The following is a 16,068-nucleotide window of genomic DNA, read 5'->3' as shown; positions in this document are numbered from 1 at the left end:
AGTGGCCGGATAACGGCCACTTTTCTCATTCATAGATGATTCTTGATTTATTAATTGGGTTAATAAGGAGGCAACGCACATTAAAGTTTTATTCATAGGTGACATTGTAGGCAGCGTTGGTCGTACAGCAGTGAAAGAGAATTTACCTTATCTCAAATCGAAATACAATCCTCACATCATTATTGCCAATGGTGAGAATGCAGCGTCTGGCCGCGGTATCACTCAAGCGATCGCCAGACAATTTTTCGATTGGGGAATTCACGGCATCACCATGGGGAATCACACATGGGATAATCGGGATATTTTCGAGTTCATCGAGGATGAGCCGCGTTTGATTCGGCCTGCCAATTTTCCGGATAACACCACTCCAGGCAACGGTCATGCCGTCATCAAGGCTAACGGTAAAGAGCTAGCCATTGTTAATCTTCAAGGCCGTACCTTTTTGCCGCCGCTGGATTGTCCCTTCCGCAAAGCAGATGAGTTGGTGGATGAGCTTAAGAAGAAGCACAAGTGCATTCTAGTCGACTTCCATGCTGAAGCCACTTCGGAGAAGATTGCCATGGGCTGGTATCTCGACGGAAGAGCATCGATGGTCGTGGGGACGCATACACACGTCCAAAGCAATGATGAGCGAATCTTGCCAGAAGGAACAGCGGTTATTACAGACGTTGGCATGGTAGGCCCAAGAGACGGCATACTTGGCATGAAGCGGGATGCTGTATTACAGAAATTCCTGACAGGCTTGCCGGTTCGGTTCAATGTGGATGAAGGGAAGTGGCATTTCCACGCGGTAGTCGTTGAGATGGAGGAGTCCACTGGCAGAGCAGTGAAGATCGAGAAGATCAGACTTATGGAAGATGAGTGGCGCATGGAATAAAGGCTGCTCATAGCAAGGTGGGCCTTCGTATTCACCATCCATTGCAAGCACAGATGAGGCTGTAAAAAAGAAGGAATTTTTTTGTATCTCGCGAATAACATTTATTAGAGTCTGTTCAAGAAAAAGATCTCACCGATGTATCGAAACGGACTTCCGTGCTAACAAAAAGGAACGTGGATCAAGCTGTTCAAGTTGCTGCATTTGTCACATGTTTGTTGGACCATGCATTTGAAAACATTCCATCATCCTATTCCCAGGGGAGGTACTTATCATGGAAGTATTAAAAGTTTCAGCCAAGTCCAATCCGAATTCAGTCGCAGGTGCATTAGCCGGTGTTCTCAGAGAAAGAGGAAATGCTGAGTTACAGGCGATTGGAGCGGGAGCTCTTAATCAAGCGATAAAAGCAGTTGCCATTGCCCGGGGATTCGTGGCACCGAGCGGAGTTGATCTGATCTGTATTCCTGCCTTCACGGACATCGTCATTGATGGGGAGGATCGAACAGCCATCAAACTAATTGTTGAGCCGAGATAGCATGCTGATTCCTTACTCGTCTTAAAGCCTGTTTGCCATCGTTGCAAACAGGCTTTTTTGCATTGCTTGCAGCACGATGGATAGCTCAAGAAGAAATATATAGGTTGGTTACACTTCTAAATTGCATATATAGATAGGAAGTGTTTAATCCCGATCAAGGAGAGACGGTCATGGTGAATACAATACCTGTGGTTGACATGCATTGCGACGTGCTCAGCAAAATCCAAATGAATGCAGAGCTTCAGTTCTTAAAAGGTCCCGGCCTTGATGTAACTCAGCAGCGACTCGAAGAAGGCAATGTCATGCTTCAAACCTTTGCTATATATCTATCTGAGAAGCTGGGGAGTCTTCGATTTGAGCATATTATGAAGCAGATCGAGATTTACAATCAGCTCGGCTTGAAGCTGGTGCAGTCCAAAGAAGACATTTCATTTCTTCGGAAACATCTCAACAACATGAGAGGCGGACAATGGGGGCTTCTATCGCTTGAAGGTGTCGATGGGCTGGAAGGCAATCTTTATTATTTGGAGCTGTGCTACCGGCTAGGTGTTCGGTTTGTCGGTATTACATGGAATCATGCCAATTGGGCAGCAGACGGCATCCTCGAAGCGAGAAATGGAGGTTTTACGAACAAAGGCAGATCCCTCCTTCACAGATGTAATGAGATTGGCATGCTGATGGATGTATCCCATTTGTCCGAAGCTGGATTTTGGGAGCTAGCTGATACATCCGCCCAGCCTTTTATCGCGTCACATTCCAATGCACGAAGTGTTTGCCCGCATCCGAGAAATTTGACCAACGATCAGATTCGGGCTGTCGTCGCTTTGAATGGAAGAATTGGAATGACGTTCGTTCCATGGTTCGTCAAGGAGAAGGGACCTGTGAAGATCTCAGATCTATTGAAGCATATTGAACGAGTCTGTGAGCTTGGAGGAGAGAAGCATTTGATGTTTGGATCGGATTTTGATGGAATTCATGAGTGGATACAGGGACTGGAGCATCCAGGAACATATCCTGAACTCGTAAACACGCTTCTGAAGCACTATCCCGAATCCGTCGTTCGAGGCTTCATGTATGACAATATTTTGTCATTTATGGAGGAAAACTTGAAGTCCAAGGAGCGTTGAAGCGATTAAAGTCATCCGAAATGTCGGGATGGCTTTTCATTTTGTTCTTAATATGGGTATAATAATGGATGGAGTATTACAGATAGAGAGACAAGGAGTGTTAGTAAACATGAGTAAAACTGTACCTGTAGGCGTATCAGCACGCCACATCCATTTGACGCAAGAGCACGTTGAGGTGCTGTTTGGCGCTGGATACCAATTGACTGAATTTAAACCGTTGTCCCAACCTGGACAATTTGCTGCAAATGAGACTGTTGCCGTAATCGGCACAAAAGGTCAATTCGATAAAGTGCGTATTCTTGGACCGGCTCGTCCTGCGAGCCAGCTTGAGATTTCCCGCACAGATTCCTTTGCGATCGGTATTAAAGCACCTGTTCGTGAATCAGGCTCCATTGATGGAACACCTGGAGTGACATTGAAAGGACCGGCAGGCGAGGTTACCCTTGAAGAGGGCGTAATTGTTGCGGCCAGACACATTCATTTCCATACTTCCGATGCAGAGAAATGGAATATTAGAGACAAAGAAATGCTGAAGGTTCGTCTCGGTGGCGAACGCGGTTTGGTACTTGAAAATGTCATCGCCCGTGTATCTGATTCCTTCGCACTGGATATGCACATTGATACCGATGAGGCGAATGCCTCTGGAGCTAAAACTGGCGACGTAGCTGAAATTATCGACTAATAGTTAATTAAACGATGGTCCTATGAGGGTTGTTCACTTTGGAGCTTTTTACCAAAGGGACAACCCTCATTTTCTTATAAGATTGAACCGATTATACAACACCTTAAGAGAAGGATTGTGGATATGCAGAATAAAGCATGTTATAATTTGGTGTAATGCCTTTTTTGTTAGCGGAGGCACTTGTGTTTCAATCATTGATGCTTATCATTGTGAATAGATTCAGCGTAAGGAGTGACCGTGTGACCATGGCGAAAGAGAAGAAAGATTACTCCAAATATTTTGATTTTTCGGATGCGAAAGTCATTTCGGAAGATGAGTTTGGCAAGAAAATCCGGATTCGTGGACGGGAGATCAATATCATTTCGGAGCCTGACCATAGACGTGAGAAGCAACGGGGTAAGGAAGACATTCAGGTCATTTATGAGAGCGCAGTTCCCGAAGAGATGAGAACGATCGGCAAAGGGAAGCATTATCTTGTATATACCTATGGCTGTCAAATGAATGAGCACGACTCAGAAACGATCAAGGGTATTCTGGAGGAAATGGGCTACCAGCCAACAGAGGATCGCAAAGAGGCGGATATTATTCTGCTCAATACCTGTGCCATTCGTGAGAATGCAGAAGATAAAGTGTTCGGAGAGCTTGGTCATTTGAAGCATTTGAAGACGGAGAAACCGGACCTTCTGCTCGGCGTTTGCGGCTGTATGTCTCAGGAGGAAACTGTAGTCAATCGAATTCTCCAAAAGCATGGTTTCGTAGACATGATCTTTGGTACTCATAATATTCACAGACTGCCTCACCTTATTAATGAAGCCTTCTTCAGTAAAGAGATGGTGGTAGAAGTCTGGTCCAAAGAAGGCGATATTATTGAGAACATGCCGAAGAAACGTCAAGGGATGCGGGCATGGGTCAACATTATGTACGGCTGTGACAAATTCTGTACATACTGTATCGTACCATTTACGCGTGGTAAGGAGCGGAGCCGCCGTCCGGAGGATGTTATAGCTGAAGTTCGGGATCTTGCTCGTCAAGGCTTCAAGGAGATAACACTGCTCGGTCAAAACGTGAACGCTTACGGTAAAGACTTCACGGATATCAAGTACGGCTTCGGTGATCTCATGGATGAGATTCGCAAGATTGATATTCCACGGGTCAGATTCACGACTTCACATCCACGTGATTTCGACGATCATCTGATCGAGGTACTGGCTAAGGGCGGTAACTTGGTAGAACATATCCATTTGCCGGTTCAGTCCGGCAGTACGGCAGTTCTGAAGAAAATGAGCCGCAAGTATACAAGAGAGCGTTATTTGGAGCTCGCAAGCAAAATTAAACAAACGATTCCTAACGCCGTGCTTACTACGGATATTATTGTGGGCTTCCCGGGCGAGACGGATGAGCAATTCGAAGAAACGCTGTCACTCGTTCGTGAAGTTGGATATGATTTTGCCTATACCTTCATTTATTCTCCACGTGAGGGAACACCTGCGGCAGTCATGGAAGACAATGTTCCGATGGAGGTTAAGAAGGAACGGCTGCAGCGTCTGAACAAAGCGGTTCAGGAGTACAGCTATGAGGCCCACGAGCGGATGAAGGGACAAGTCGTCGAGGTTCTGGTTGAGGGTGAGAGTAAGAACAATGAAGCCGTGCTCTCAGGGCGTACACGAGGCAACAAGCTGGTTCACTTCGAAGGATCCAAGGATTTGATCGGTACCTTCGTACAGGTTGAAATTACAGACGCTAAATCATGGTATATTAAAGGTGAACTCGTGTCTCTGCCTCAAGCAGCGAACCAGTAACCACACACCAACAGACAGCATGACATTGCAGGGTGAGAAATTCAAATCAAGAATGGAGCGATCATTCATGGCAGAGGATAGTGTAAAAGTCAATCAATATGGTATGCCTTCATTTAATGCGCGAGATCTCATTATACGCGATGATATTATGGTAAAGGCAAAAGAACTGGCCGATTTGATCGGCACTAGCGAAGAAGTACAGCACTTTAAACAGGCGGAACTTAAGATTCGTGAGCATGAACGGGTTCAAGGTCTGATTCAGAAGATGAAGAAAAAGCAAAAGGAAATCGTCGCGTTCGAATCGTTTCAAAATAAAGAAATGGTTGAAAAAATTGAACGAGAAATCGAGGAGCTTCAGGACCAAATTGACAATATTCCTCTGGTAACGGAATTTCAGCAAAGTCAGAGTGATATCAATTATTTGCTGCAGCTTGTCATTTCAGTAATACATGATACCGTGTCGGAGAAAGTAAATGTCGAGACGGGTGCGGAGGCTCCTCCGTCAAGATGTGACTAAAGACAAGAGTGCGGAATTTAAACATTTCCGCGCTCTTTTTAGTGTGATCACAAGTACCACAGGGAACCAATCCATCATTAAATAGTAGTATTATGAAATGAATTCAGGGAATTATAATTTTACATCTAGGGGGGACATCTATGAATATGGTAGAAGAAATGATCAAGGATGCTGATGAACGCTTTTGGGGACTACTCGGGTGCAGGCTCATCGGTGTAACAGAGGATGAAATTACAATAGCGGTAACGGCAGGAAAGAAGCATACGAATTCAATGGGAATCATCCACGGCGGAGTATTATCCTCATTAATGGATCAAGCGATGGGAATGGCTGCCGTTCATGCCAAGCAGCTGGATCACTGTGTCACAACCAACCTAAATGTTCACTATCTTGCTCCAATGCGAGAAGGGGAATTAATCGTGACAGCTAAAGTTATTCATGAAGCAGGTAGGAGTCTGACCACTACTGCAGAAGTGAGAAATGCCGATGGAGTGATCGGGTGTATGGCAACCGCCTCTTTCCGTTTAGTTATCCCTAAGAAATAGAATGATCAGCATGTAAATCTATATCGCAATAGCTTCTGGGTAAGGTTGACAAACAGTATCATGATGTCATAATGAAAATATCAAAATGAAATCATAGCGGTGATAATCCATGAATGAAGAACGATATCAGATAGAACATGACGAAGATCGATCCGTACCCGCTGGTCAGAAGAAGAAATATCGCACACCGGATGGTGTACCAGCAGATATTGTGATGTTTACCCTTACGAAGCGAGAACGCAAGACTGTAACCAAGACATTACCCATCCGTGAATTGAAAGTAATGCTGATTAAGCGTAAATCTTGGCCTTTCGCAGGTAAGTGGGCTTTGCCGGGTGGTTTTTGCCAGGAGAACGAATCAATTTATGATGCTGCCAAGCGAGAGCTGATGGAAGAAACCGGGGTCGATGGCGGTCACCTCGAGTATTTGGGTGTATACAGCCAGCCGGGCCGGGATCCGCGTGGGTGGATCATCTCCCATGCTTTTTTTGCGCTTGTTGAGGAATGGATGCTGGAGCATAGACAAGCGGCAGATGATGCAGAGGATGTTGGCTTATTTACGATTCGGGAAGCGTTAAATGAATTGGAGCTCGGATTTGATCATAGAACGATTATTGAAGATGCCTACAAAAGAATTCAGCAGCAAATGCTGCAAACGACGATCGCCAGACAGTTTCTGCCCCAGCACTTCACATTAAGCGAACTATATCAGGTTATCCAAAGCGTAGTACCCGATTTTGAAGAGCCTAATTTTATTCGTAAAATTACATCAACTCGAAGCCGTCAGGGGATAATTGAAGATGTCAGGGATGAAGAAGGAAACCCGGTCAGTTCTAATCAATATTCTCAGCGCCCAGCACAGCTGTACCGCTTCACAGAACTTGTGCCGAGATTATCTATTTATACTTGATTATCTAAGGAGTGAAGAATGTGAGAGCTCTGATCGTTATTGATTATACGAAGGATTTTGTGGATGGGAAGCTTCCTGTTGGAGAACCCGGGATTGCGATTGAACAAGCTGTTGTGCAAATAACGAAACAATTTATACAGAATCAAGACCTGGTTGTAATGGCTGTTGATCTGCATGAAGAGAATGATCCTTACCATCCGGAGACGAAGCTGTTTCCCCCTCATAACTTGCGGGATACAGAAGGAAGACAACTCTATGGAGAGCTTGCGGCGGTCTATGAAGCGAACAAGAGCTCGATCTATTGGATGGACAAGACAAGATACAGTGCATTTGTCGGTACCGATCTTGAACTGAAGCTGCGCGAGCGTGGTATTACAGAGGTTCACTTGATTGGGGTGTGCACCGATATTTGTGTGCTTCATACAGCAGTAGACGCCTACAACAAAGGCTTTTCGATTACGATATACGATGATGCAGTAGCTAGCTTTAATGAGGCAGGACATGTTTGGGCGCTGGGTCATTTCAAAGGCAGCCTCGGGGCTGATGTATTCACATTTAACAATAAAGAGGACACAAACCTCTAACCATATGAATTTGTTTTGGCTTTTTTTTATCGGCCTTGAGAGGATGAGTTAGATGCAAACGATTAGCCTGGCTTTACATACGGACAAATATCAAATTAATATGATGTACGCTCATTGGGTGAATGGGACACACAAGCGCAAAGCGGTATTCGAAGCCTATTTTCGCAAGCTTCCGTTTAAGAACGGGTATGCCGTGTTTGCCGGCCTGGAGCGGATAGTGCATTATATTAGCAATCTTCGCTTTACGATGGAGGATATTAAATATTTGTCCAGCCAGGAAGAGAATTATGACCCTGCTTTCTTGGAGGAGCTGCTTCAATTTTCATTCCAGGGTACGATCTATTCCATGAAAGAAGGAGCCATGGTATTTCCGGATGAGCCGCTGATTCGCGTCGAAGGAAACATTATGGAAACACAGCTGGTAGAGACTGCCATTTTGAATTTTATGAATTATCAGACTCTGATTGCAACCAAAGCATCGAGAATCAAGCAAGTATCTGGAAATGATGCGCTGCTCGAATTTGGGACGAGGCGTGCTCAGGAGGCCGACGCAGCGATATGGGGAGCACGTGCGGCTTATGTTGCTGGATTTGATGCGACCTCCAATATGCTGGCAGGGGAACAGTTCGGTATTCCGACGGCAGGCACACATGCACACTCCTGGGTGCAGAGCTTTGAGACAGAGCAGGAGGCTTTTGACGCCTATGCCAAAGTGATGCCTGATCAGGTCACTCTGCTGGTTGATACATTTGATACCTTGGGAAGCGGTGTTCCGCATGCCATCGCTACGGCCAAAATGCTGGAAGCCCAAGGTAAGAAGATGAATGCGATCAGACTCGACAGCGGAGATTTGGCTTATCTGTCCATTCAGGCACGCAAGATGCTGGACGATGCAGGTCTGCCATACGTTAGAATCGTCGCTTCCAATGACCTGGATGAGCATACGATCTTCAATTTGAAGGCACAGGGTGCCAGAATTGATACGTGGGGTGTGGGGACTCAATTAATTACTGCTGCTGATCAGCCTTCCCTAGGTGGGGTGTATAAGCTTGTCGAACGCGAAATGAACGGAAAGATGGAGCCAACCATTAAAATCTCGGCCAATCCCGAAAAGGTGACAACACCAGGGAAGAAAGAGGTTTACCGTTTAATTGATCCGGAGACGAATAAAGCGATCGCAGATTATATTTCCTATCCTGATGATGATCAGCCGAAAGACCAGCAAGCGCTGGAGCTGTTTAATCCGGTTCACCCGTACATTAAGAAAAAGGTGAAAAAGTATAATGCGGTTAATATGCTTGAACCTATATTCATAAATGGACGGCGAGTGTACGAGCTCCCAACCTTGGAGGAGATCAGAGCTTATCATCAGGAGCAGAAGGAAATGTTCTGGCCGGAATATTTAAGAAAATTAAATCCAGAAATTTATCGGGTTCATATCAGCCCTGCAGCATGGAATTTGAAGCAAAAAATGCTGGCGGAATATATACAGTCGTAATGCTATATCTATTTTAATAGAACGCCTTCTCAGCCTAGATTATATTAGGGTATGGGAAGGTGTTTTGATTCGTTCGGCTAATATAGGGTAGTAGATTAAATTGATCTATTTTTAATGGATGACAATTTAGGAAGGGGACCTGGCAATGAACAATATAGATAACCACACTCCGTTTAAAGCTTACATGGTGCGCAATGATGAGAAAGGCTTCAGAGCAGGAATTGAGGAGCTGACTCTTTCAGAGCTGCCGGATGAAGCAGTAACAATACAGGTGGAGTATTCCAGTGTGAACTATAAAGATGGTTTGGCAAGTACAGAGAATGGAAAAGTGGTGAGATCTTATCCGATTATTCCTGGGATAGATCTTGCAGGTACTGTTATATCATCTGCTGATGATCGCTTCAAGCAGGGAGATAAAGTATTAGCGACCGGATATGGGCTGGGTGTACAGCAGGACGGTGGTTATAGTCCTTATGCGAAGCTGCCGGCAGACTGGTTAATTCCGCTTCCGGATGGACTGACAACGAAGGAAGCCATGTCTATAGGTACGGCAGGATTTACGGCGGCCATGTCTGTGGAGGCACTGCTGCAAGCGGGGGTTACAACAGAAATGGGCCCTATTCTCGTTGCGGGTGCGAGCGGTGGTGTAGGTTCGATGGCAATCTCCATCTTGGCTCAGCTTGGATTTGATGTTATTGCAAGTACAGGGAAGAAGGATGCCGAAGAACAGCTTCTTCAACAACTTGGTGCACAGGAAGTGATTACAAGAGAGGACGCTTATCAAAAAGGTAAAGGTGCATTGTCCCCTGAGCGATTCGCCGGCGTCATCGATCCGGTTGGGGGATCTGCCCTGAATGCTGTACTCGCATCAGTTAAATATGGAGGCGCTGTGGCCATATCAGGCATGACCGGAGGGAACGCGTTTGAATCAACGGTATTTCCGTTTATCTTGAGAGGTGTATCACTGGTTGGAATTGATTCCGTATACTGTCTCCGGGATAGAAGACTGAAGCTGTGGAGACTGCTGGGTAAGGAATGGAAGCCGGAGACTGCACTTGTCCAAGGCGTAAACGAAATTTTCCTTGAAGAGCTGCCACAAACTTTGTCACGGATTCTCGAAGGCAGAGCTGTAGGCAGATCTGTTGTGAGACTGAATGAAGCTAAGTAGCTGATAATAAAACTATAACGTTAAAAAAACAGGATCGCTCATTGTATATGATCAGCGATCCTGTTTGCTGTGAATCTACATAGATTACGAGTCTGTCTGCTGTTACTTGGTCTTGTAAATTTCGCGCATGACGTGACCAAGCTCAGGTGCAATAATACGAGTTATGGCCAGCTTGACGGCTCCAGTGGAACCCGGCATCGAGAATATTGCTTTGGAGCCAATGACACCTCCCACAGCACGGCTTAGTATCGCTGCAGTACCAATATCCTCTGCAAAGCTGAGATATCTGAAGATTTCGCCAAAGCCAGGAAGCTCTTTGTCTAGCAAAGAATGTACAGCTTCATATGTATTGTCTCTAGGTGAGATCCCTGTGCCCCCAGTCAGTAGAATGGCTTCGATATCATCTCGAATAACCGATTGATGAATTACGGATTGAATAGTGGATGTATCGTCAGGGATAATGATATAATCGACGACAGTGTAGCCGGCATCACGCAGCAGCTCCTGCATGAGCTGACCGCCCTTATCCGTATCCTTCGTGCGGGTATCCGATACCGTAATAACCATGCACTGGACTGTCTCAGGTGCTTCATTGCGGTGCTCTTGGACAGAATTCATTTTTCTATCAGCCCTCCAGAATGTTCTATTCATAACAATAGACGATATAAGAGAAGTAAGCAATCATCGATTCAAGATCAACATACATCCAGAAAGGATATGATATTATGAAACTAAAACAGACATCTTCAGCTCCGATTCCCGTATATATCCTGTCTGGATTTTTAGGAAGCGGTAAGACAACACTGCTTGTGAAGCTGCTTGAATATTGGAAAAGTCAAAACCTCACTCCCGCTGTTGTCATGAACGAGCTGGGGGAGGTCAATCTGGACGGCAAGCTCATTGATCAACATGTACCCATGGCTGAGCTGCTCGGCGGTTGTATCTGCTGCTCTGTCCGAGATAATCTCGGTATCGAGCTTGTCCAGCTGGTGCAGAATACATCACCTGATGTCATTGTGATTGAAGCAACGGGCGCTGCGAATCCTATTGAAATTTTGGACGGGATTGCTGATACTTCCCTCTACATAGCGCTGGAGGTGAAAGGCCTCATCTCCGTGGTTGACAGCATTCATTTGCTGGAAACGTACCGCTTGCAGAAAGGCAAAACATTCCGGCTTATGCAAGAGCAGATCCGTGCTGCCTCCATCCTACTTCTCAATAAAACAGATCGGATTGAAGAAAAGGACCGGCCTGAGTTACTCAGCCTGGTTCAGGGTTGGAATGAGCATGCAGCTATACATTTTACAGAGCATTGCAATATCGATCCGGCCCTCTTGACGGAGGAGGCCAGTTATTTGATGAATTCCGAAAATAATACTGCTTCAGACTCCCGAGCACAGGAGAAGCATCAGCTTCATCACTCCCATAATCATGTAATGGTGTATACGCATTATTTTAGCAGCCAGATTAACAGCGTATTGTTTGAGCAATGGCTGAGGGAGCTGCCGCGTGATATTTACAGAGCCAAAGGGATTGTGGATTTTTCTGATACAGGAAGCCGCTTCTTATTTCAGTATGCTTATCGTGAGCCGGATTTTACAAAGCTGGGCCCAGGAGAAGAGCTGAAGGATGTAGGTGTATTTATAGGTGAACACTTTTCGAAGACGGAGCTGATCCAGCTGCTGCAGCAGCTTGAGGAAGAAAGTTCGAAGATTAAATCATAAAAAGTCGAATTCAGAGGAAAGTTATTGCATATTGATTATCATACCGATCTTACGGGTAATAGAATGAAAATGAGATTACGCGGAGGGATATAACAATGGCAATGACAAACATAGAGATGGAGACACAGACACAGATTGCAGCTTGTTTGGAAGCAATGAATGCATGTAACAAATGTTATGTCTCAAGTTTGAAGGAATATGATCTAGGCATTTTAAGAGAAAGTATCAGGCTGAACAGAGAAGCTGCCGAAATTTGCAGCTTTGCGGCTTCTGCGCTCAGCCGGGGTACAGATTACAAGGACGACATTCTGGCTCTTGTCGTTAAGGCCTGCAGAGCATGTGTGGCGGAATGCGAGAAGCATGAGCATCTGCACTGCAAAGCCTGCGTGGACAGCTGTCGCAAATGTGCAGAAGTATGCAGTCCAGCAGGCCTTACGGTATAATCACAAAATTACAATACTCCCGAATGAATTAGTCTTGCAAATAAGTGGATGATCAAGATATAATGTTACAAAATTATAAATTCAGTGATCGGGAGAGTAATGACAGAACACCTCATGTTTCAGCGAGCCGGGATGGTGCAAGCCGGTATGAAGGATCTGACAGGAAGCGCACCCGTGAGAAGGTACATTGAAACAACAGTAGGTGTACTCGTCATCAGCGGGCGTTATCCGCTTAGAGAGGAATCGAACAGGTTACCGGTTTCAGATAGCATTGCAGGTAAGTTGTTCGTATTCACATAGAGTGGTACCGCGGGAATATGTTAATCCATAGCTCTCGTCTCTGTAATTTACAGAGGCGGGAGCTTTTTTGTATATATTGGAATAGGGGTGTATGTATATGTTGATGGATAAGGTTGTCAGTTTGTTAGAACCGTTGTTGGATTTATCGAGAGTGGAGATTGAAGCGATGGTGGAGGTGCCTCCGCGTCCAGAGATGGGGGATTTGGCTTTTCCTTGCTTTACGCTCGCCAAGACAATGAGAAAGGCCCCGGCTGTTATTTCAGCAGAACTGGCTGCCAGCCTGACAAGTCCCGAACTTCGGGCTGAGGCTGCAGGTCCGTATATCAATTTTTATTTTAAACGCACCAATATAGCTTCGACCATGCTTACAGGGCTTGCTGATCCGCAGTTTGGAAAATTACAGATCGGTGCAGGCAAAAAAATGGTGATTGATATGTCATCTCCTAATATTGCGAAGCCCTTTGGTATCGGTCATCTGCGTTCCACAGTCATCGGGGCAGCGCTGTATCGAATGTATGAAGAGGCAGGATACACAGCAGAAAGCGTGAATCACCTGGGTGACTGGGGGACTCAGTTTGGTAAACAGATCGCGGCTTACAAAAGATGGGGTGAAGATGAACGACTTGCGAAAGAGCCCATAAAGGAATCGCTGCGATTGTATGTAAAATTCCATGATGAAGAAGAGAACGACCCAAGCCTGGGAACGGAAGCTAGAGAATGGTTTAAGAAGCTTGAGCAAGGGGATGAGGAAGCTGTATCCCTGTGGAAGTATTTTGTCGATATCAGCATGCAGGAATTTAACCGGATGTATGACCGTCTTGGCGTTAAATTCGATCATGTGCTCGGAGAGAGCTATTATATTGATCAAACGGACAATACAGTGACCAAGCTAAAACAATCCGGTCTGCTTACGGAAAGTGACGAAGCCATGGTCGTCAGATTGGATGAGGAAGGGATGCCGCCTTGTTTGATTATTAAGAAGGATGGAACAACCATCTATCCAACTCGGGATCTAACCACCGCATATTATCGTCATGAGGTCATGAAGGCAGATGAAGTGCTCTATGTCGTGGGTGCCGAGCAAAGGCTACATTTTCAGCAGGTGTTTGCTGTACTCGCCAAGATGGGAGAGAAGTGGTCTGAGCATTTCATCCATGTGCCCTTTGGTCTAATGAAGTTTGAAGGGCGCAAAATGTCTACGAGACGCGGTAAGGTTGTATTTCTTGAGGACGTGCTGGATGAAGCCGTAGAGCGGGCAGCACAAATTATTAACGAGAAAAATCCAAATCTCCAGAACGCTGCTGAGGTAGCTGAGCAGGTCGGACTTGGGGCAATCGTTTTTGGTGATTTGAAGAATCACCGATTAAACGAGGTCGATTTCTCACTAGAGGAAGCGCTCAGCTTTGAAGGAGAGACGGGACCTTATGTTCAGTACACTCACGCCAGAATTCAAAGCCTGCTGTCCAAAGCAAATGCTAGCACGGAGGAGACATCGATATCCGCAGCCGACGAATACTTGGAAGGGGTACAGATCAGTGATGCGGCCTGGGCACTCATGAAGCATTTATCCCGTTACCCTGAACAGCTCGAAAGAGGGGTTCGTTTAAAGGAGCCTTCTGTGCTGGCAAGATACGTCATTGATTTAGCACAGCTGTATAATCGCTTCTATCACCAAGAAAAAATTCTGGGGAGCAGCGAGCGTGAGCGGGCCTACAAGCTGAAGCTCTCCGAGATCACTTCTAATCGAATTAAAGGCATACTTGGTCTGCTTGGCGTGCAAACGCCGGAACGGATGTAAACTAGATTGCTCGTATGTATTTACTAGTATTTACTACATTGTTCGATGGAGGAGATTATGCCAACCATCTGCCTGCATCAGGTGCTGGTGAAGGTGTTGTCCTCACAAGTCATAACGGATCGGGTAAAAGAACGCTGCTAAGAATATTAGCAGCGCTTCTTTTTCCATCGATCGGGGAAGTAATCGCCTGGAGAGATGGCTCCCCGATTATTTGTACTTTTTAACCTATTTATTGCCTCTAGCTCTACCATTTATTAAAGCCATGTTAAGGCTAGATGATGCTATTACCGTGTCAGCTTCTACATTACATGTTATTGTATACGTTATCATTTTGTTATCATGTTATGTTTATGTTTCTGTGAAAAGAAAGGATGTTATGTTGTAACGCTTACATTATGACGTAGATCTATATTTGTCGATGAATATCGGCAGTATAGATCTTTTTTATTATTTTAAGACAGAAATGTGTTATTATTTCTTACACTATCATTGATTTTTATAATTTTTCGTTAATTACAGATATAGAATCTGTATCCCTCAGATTTTACAATGGAGTACAAGAGGAGGGGGAGCAATGTCAGAGATCTCTACGAATACAAAACTGGCACAGCACAAAAGATCCAGAGGTCTTGCTGTTCGATTGAAGAAGCAATGGGAGTTACAGATTATGGTCATCCCTGCGCTCATTCTCGTATTCATATTCAGCTATATTCCGATGTACGGAGTACTAATGGCTTTTCAGGACTATAGCATTTTTGACGGGTTCTGGGCGAGTCCATGGGTTGGCTTCAAGCATTTTGAAATGTTTTTTTCTTCACCTGATTTCTGGACGATTATGAGAAACACGCTCATTATTAGTGCGCTTAAGCTGTTTATCGGTTTTCCAGCACCGATCATTCTAGCTCTGATGCTGAATGAAGTGCGGCAGATGGCTTTTAAACGAGTCATCCAAACGGTTAGTTACCTGCCTCATTTCTTGTCCTGGGTTATCGTTGCTGGTTTTGCGATGTCGATCCTGTCCACAGATAACGGGAGCTTGAATATTCTGCTTGAGAAGCTTCACTTGATTGATGAGCCGATTGGCTTCCTGGGAATCGCAGAATATTTCTGGGGAATTCTCGTCAGCGTCAATGTGTGGAAGGAGATCGGGTTTAACTCGATCGTATATTTGGCAGCGATTGCCGGAATTAATCCCAATCTGTACGAGGCTGCACAAATGGACGGAGCAAGCAGATTGAAGCAAATCCGATATATTACGATTCCATCCATAATGCCTGTAGTCATCATCTTCTTCATTCTAGCAATCGGCAATTTGCTGAATGCAGGATTCGAAGACATATTACTGCTCGGTGGTAATCCGGTGCTGCGTGATGTATCCGATGTGCTGGATACCTATGTATACAGGACAGGGATTGAGAATCAGCGGTTCTCCTACGCTACAGCAGCAGGTATGTTCAAAGCAGTTGTCAGCGTCTTGCTATTAACACTTGCTAACTATGCAGCTAGAAAGTCGGGGAATAGTCTATGGTAGAAATCAAGCACGGTTGCCGCAATAAGGAGGTAT

The 16,068-nt window shown here is 45.2% G+C and carries 17 protein-coding genes and 1 other annotated feature; of the genes, 16 read left to right on the top strand and 1 reads right to left on the bottom strand.

Features of this window, described 5'->3' with window-relative positions:
* Positions 1-79 precede the first annotated feature (79 nt).
* The 11 genes from TCA2_RS00770 (at position 80) to TCA2_RS00720 (ending at position 10,239) form a co-directional block, all read left to right on the top strand.
* Entirely contained in the window at positions 80-877 is a 798-nt protein-coding gene (locus TCA2_RS00770) for a TIGR00282 family metallophosphoesterase (protein ID WP_047909648.1), read from the top strand.
* 271 nt (positions 878-1,148) lie between these two features.
* On the top strand, positions 1,149-1,409 hold the full coding sequence (locus tag TCA2_RS00765; RefSeq protein WP_019005392.1) for a stage V sporulation protein S: 261 nt from the start codon (positions 1,149-1,151) through the stop codon (positions 1,407-1,409).
* A 170-nt stretch (positions 1,410-1,579) separates the two neighbouring features.
* Positions 1,580-2,536, top strand: coding sequence for a dipeptidase (locus tag TCA2_RS00760; RefSeq protein ID WP_047909647.1), 957 nt, complete (start codon positions 1,580-1,582; stop codon positions 2,534-2,536).
* 109 nt (positions 2,537-2,645) lie between these two features.
* The gene (gene pduL, locus TCA2_RS00755; RefSeq protein ID WP_047909646.1) at positions 2,646-3,218 is read left to right on the top strand and encodes a phosphate propanoyltransferase; all 573 of its coding nucleotides are present in this window, start codon (positions 2,646-2,648) and stop codon (positions 3,216-3,218) included.
* Positions 3,219-3,463: 245 nt separating this feature from the next.
* On the top strand, positions 3,464-5,017 hold the full coding sequence (gene miaB / locus TCA2_RS00750; protein ID WP_047909645.1) for a tRNA (N6-isopentenyl adenosine(37)-C2)-methylthiotransferase MiaB: 1,554 nt from the start codon (positions 3,464-3,466) through the stop codon (positions 5,015-5,017).
* Positions 5,018-5,084: 67 nt separating this feature from the next.
* Positions 5,085-5,534 (top strand): RicAFT regulatory complex protein RicA family protein, encoded by a 450-nt coding sequence (locus TCA2_RS00745; protein ID WP_047909644.1) that lies wholly within the window; start codon positions 5,085-5,087, stop codon positions 5,532-5,534.
* Positions 5,535-5,674: 140 nt separating this feature from the next.
* Complete coding sequence (locus tag TCA2_RS00740) at positions 5,675-6,079, top strand: PaaI family thioesterase (RefSeq protein ID WP_047909643.1); 405 nt, start codon at positions 5,675-5,677, stop codon at positions 6,077-6,079.
* Positions 6,080-6,188: 109 nt separating this feature from the next.
* Complete coding sequence (locus TCA2_RS00735; RefSeq protein WP_047909642.1) at positions 6,189-6,989, top strand: NUDIX domain-containing protein; 801 nt, start codon at positions 6,189-6,191, stop codon at positions 6,987-6,989.
* Between the two features lie 20 nt (positions 6,990-7,009).
* Positions 7,010-7,573: a cysteine hydrolase family protein gene (locus TCA2_RS00730; RefSeq protein WP_047909641.1), complete on the top strand. Its 564-nt coding sequence runs from the start codon at positions 7,010-7,012 to the stop codon at positions 7,571-7,573.
* Between the two features lie 52 nt (positions 7,574-7,625).
* Positions 7,626-9,071, top strand: a complete 1,446-nt coding sequence (locus tag TCA2_RS00725) for a nicotinate phosphoribosyltransferase (RefSeq protein ID WP_047909640.1) — start codon at positions 7,626-7,628, stop codon at positions 9,069-9,071.
* 145 nt (positions 9,072-9,216) lie between these two features.
* Positions 9,217-10,239, top strand: a complete 1,023-nt coding sequence (locus tag TCA2_RS00720; RefSeq protein ID WP_338000049.1) for an acryloyl-CoA reductase — start codon at positions 9,217-9,219, stop codon at positions 10,237-10,239.
* Positions 10,240-10,341: 102 nt separating this feature from the next.
* On the opposite strand, the gene TCA2_RS00715 is transcribed toward TCA2_RS00720, so the two are convergent.
* Positions 10,342-10,857, bottom strand: coding sequence for a molybdenum cofactor biosynthesis protein B (locus tag TCA2_RS00715; RefSeq protein ID WP_047909639.1), 516 nt, complete (start codon positions 10,855-10,857; stop codon positions 10,342-10,344).
* Positions 10,858-10,964: 107 nt separating this feature from the next.
* Here TCA2_RS00715 and TCA2_RS00710 point away from each other — a divergent pair, with 107 nt between their 5' ends.
* The 5 genes from TCA2_RS00710 (at position 10,965) to TCA2_RS00690 (ending at position 16,035) form a co-directional block, all read left to right on the top strand.
* Complete coding sequence (locus tag TCA2_RS00710; RefSeq protein ID WP_047909638.1) at positions 10,965-11,963, top strand: GTP-binding protein; 999 nt, start codon at positions 10,965-10,967, stop codon at positions 11,961-11,963.
* Between the two features lie 95 nt (positions 11,964-12,058).
* Positions 12,059-12,406: a four-helix bundle copper-binding protein gene (locus TCA2_RS00705; RefSeq protein ID WP_370510303.1), complete on the top strand. Its 348-nt coding sequence runs from the start codon at positions 12,059-12,061 to the stop codon at positions 12,404-12,406.
* A 75-nt stretch (positions 12,407-12,481) separates the two neighbouring features.
* Positions 12,482-12,751 (top strand) — a binding site (T-box leader).
* A gap of 52 nt (positions 12,752-12,803) precedes the next feature.
* Positions 12,804-14,504, top strand: coding sequence for an arginine--tRNA ligase (argS, locus tag TCA2_RS00695; protein WP_047909636.1), 1,701 nt, complete (start codon positions 12,804-12,806; stop codon positions 14,502-14,504).
* A 14-nt stretch (positions 14,505-14,518) separates the two neighbouring features.
* The gene (locus TCA2_RS26850; RefSeq protein WP_152557578.1) at positions 14,519-14,728 is read left to right on the top strand and encodes a hypothetical protein; all 210 of its coding nucleotides are present in this window, start codon (positions 14,519-14,521) and stop codon (positions 14,726-14,728) included.
* Between the two features lie 443 nt (positions 14,729-15,171).
* Entirely contained in the window at positions 15,172-16,035 is an 864-nt protein-coding gene (locus tag TCA2_RS00690) for an ABC transporter permease (RefSeq protein WP_370510309.1), read from the top strand.
* Positions 16,036-16,068: the final 33 nt, after the last annotated feature.

Source organism: Paenibacillus sp. TCA20, from assembly GCF_000732325.1.
GTDB classification, from domain to species: domain Bacteria; phylum Bacillota; class Bacilli; order Paenibacillales; family Paenibacillaceae; genus Paenibacillus; species Paenibacillus urinalis.
Note: the sequence above shows the minus strand (reverse complement) of the source record. Positions and strands in the feature narration are given on the sequence as shown.

Bases quoted from the DNA above. Each gene is read 5' to 3' on its own strand.
- argS (WP_047909636.1), top strand. From the start codon at position 12,804: ATGTTGATGGATAAGGTTGTCAGTTTGTTAGAACCGTTGTTGGATTTA.
- miaB (WP_047909645.1), top strand. From the start codon at position 3,464: ATGGCGAAAGAGAAGAAAGATTACTCCAAATATTTTGATTTTTCGGAT.
- TCA2_RS00740 (WP_047909643.1), top strand. From the start codon at position 5,675: ATGAATATGGTAGAAGAAATGATCAAGGATGCTGATGAACGCTTTTGG.
- TCA2_RS00765 (WP_019005392.1), top strand. From the start codon at position 1,149: ATGGAAGTATTAAAAGTTTCAGCCAAGTCCAATCCGAATTCAGTCGCA.
- TCA2_RS26850 (WP_152557578.1), top strand. From the start codon at position 14,519: ATGTATTTACTAGTATTTACTACATTGTTCGATGGAGGAGATTATGCC.
- TCA2_RS00690 (WP_370510309.1), top strand. From the start codon at position 15,172: ATGGTCATCCCTGCGCTCATTCTCGTATTCATATTCAGCTATATTCCG.
- TCA2_RS00715 (WP_047909639.1), bottom strand. From the start codon at position 10,857: ATGAATTCTGTCCAAGAGCACCGCAATGAAGCACCTGAGACAGTCCAG.
- TCA2_RS00735 (WP_047909642.1), top strand. From the start codon at position 6,189: ATGAATGAAGAACGATATCAGATAGAACATGACGAAGATCGATCCGTA.
- TCA2_RS00760 (WP_047909647.1), top strand. From the start codon at position 1,580: ATGGTGAATACAATACCTGTGGTTGACATGCATTGCGACGTGCTCAGC.
- TCA2_RS00710 (WP_047909638.1), top strand. From the start codon at position 10,965: ATGAAACTAAAACAGACATCTTCAGCTCCGATTCCCGTATATATCCTG.
- TCA2_RS00725 (WP_047909640.1), top strand. From the start codon at position 7,626: ATGCAAACGATTAGCCTGGCTTTACATACGGACAAATATCAAATTAAT.
- pduL (WP_047909646.1), top strand. From the start codon at position 2,646: ATGAGTAAAACTGTACCTGTAGGCGTATCAGCACGCCACATCCATTTG.
- TCA2_RS00705 (WP_370510303.1), top strand. From the start codon at position 12,059: ATGGCAATGACAAACATAGAGATGGAGACACAGACACAGATTGCAGCT.
- TCA2_RS00720 (WP_338000049.1), top strand. From the start codon at position 9,217: ATGAACAATATAGATAACCACACTCCGTTTAAAGCTTACATGGTGCGC.
- TCA2_RS00745 (WP_047909644.1), top strand. From the start codon at position 5,085: ATGGCAGAGGATAGTGTAAAAGTCAATCAATATGGTATGCCTTCATTT.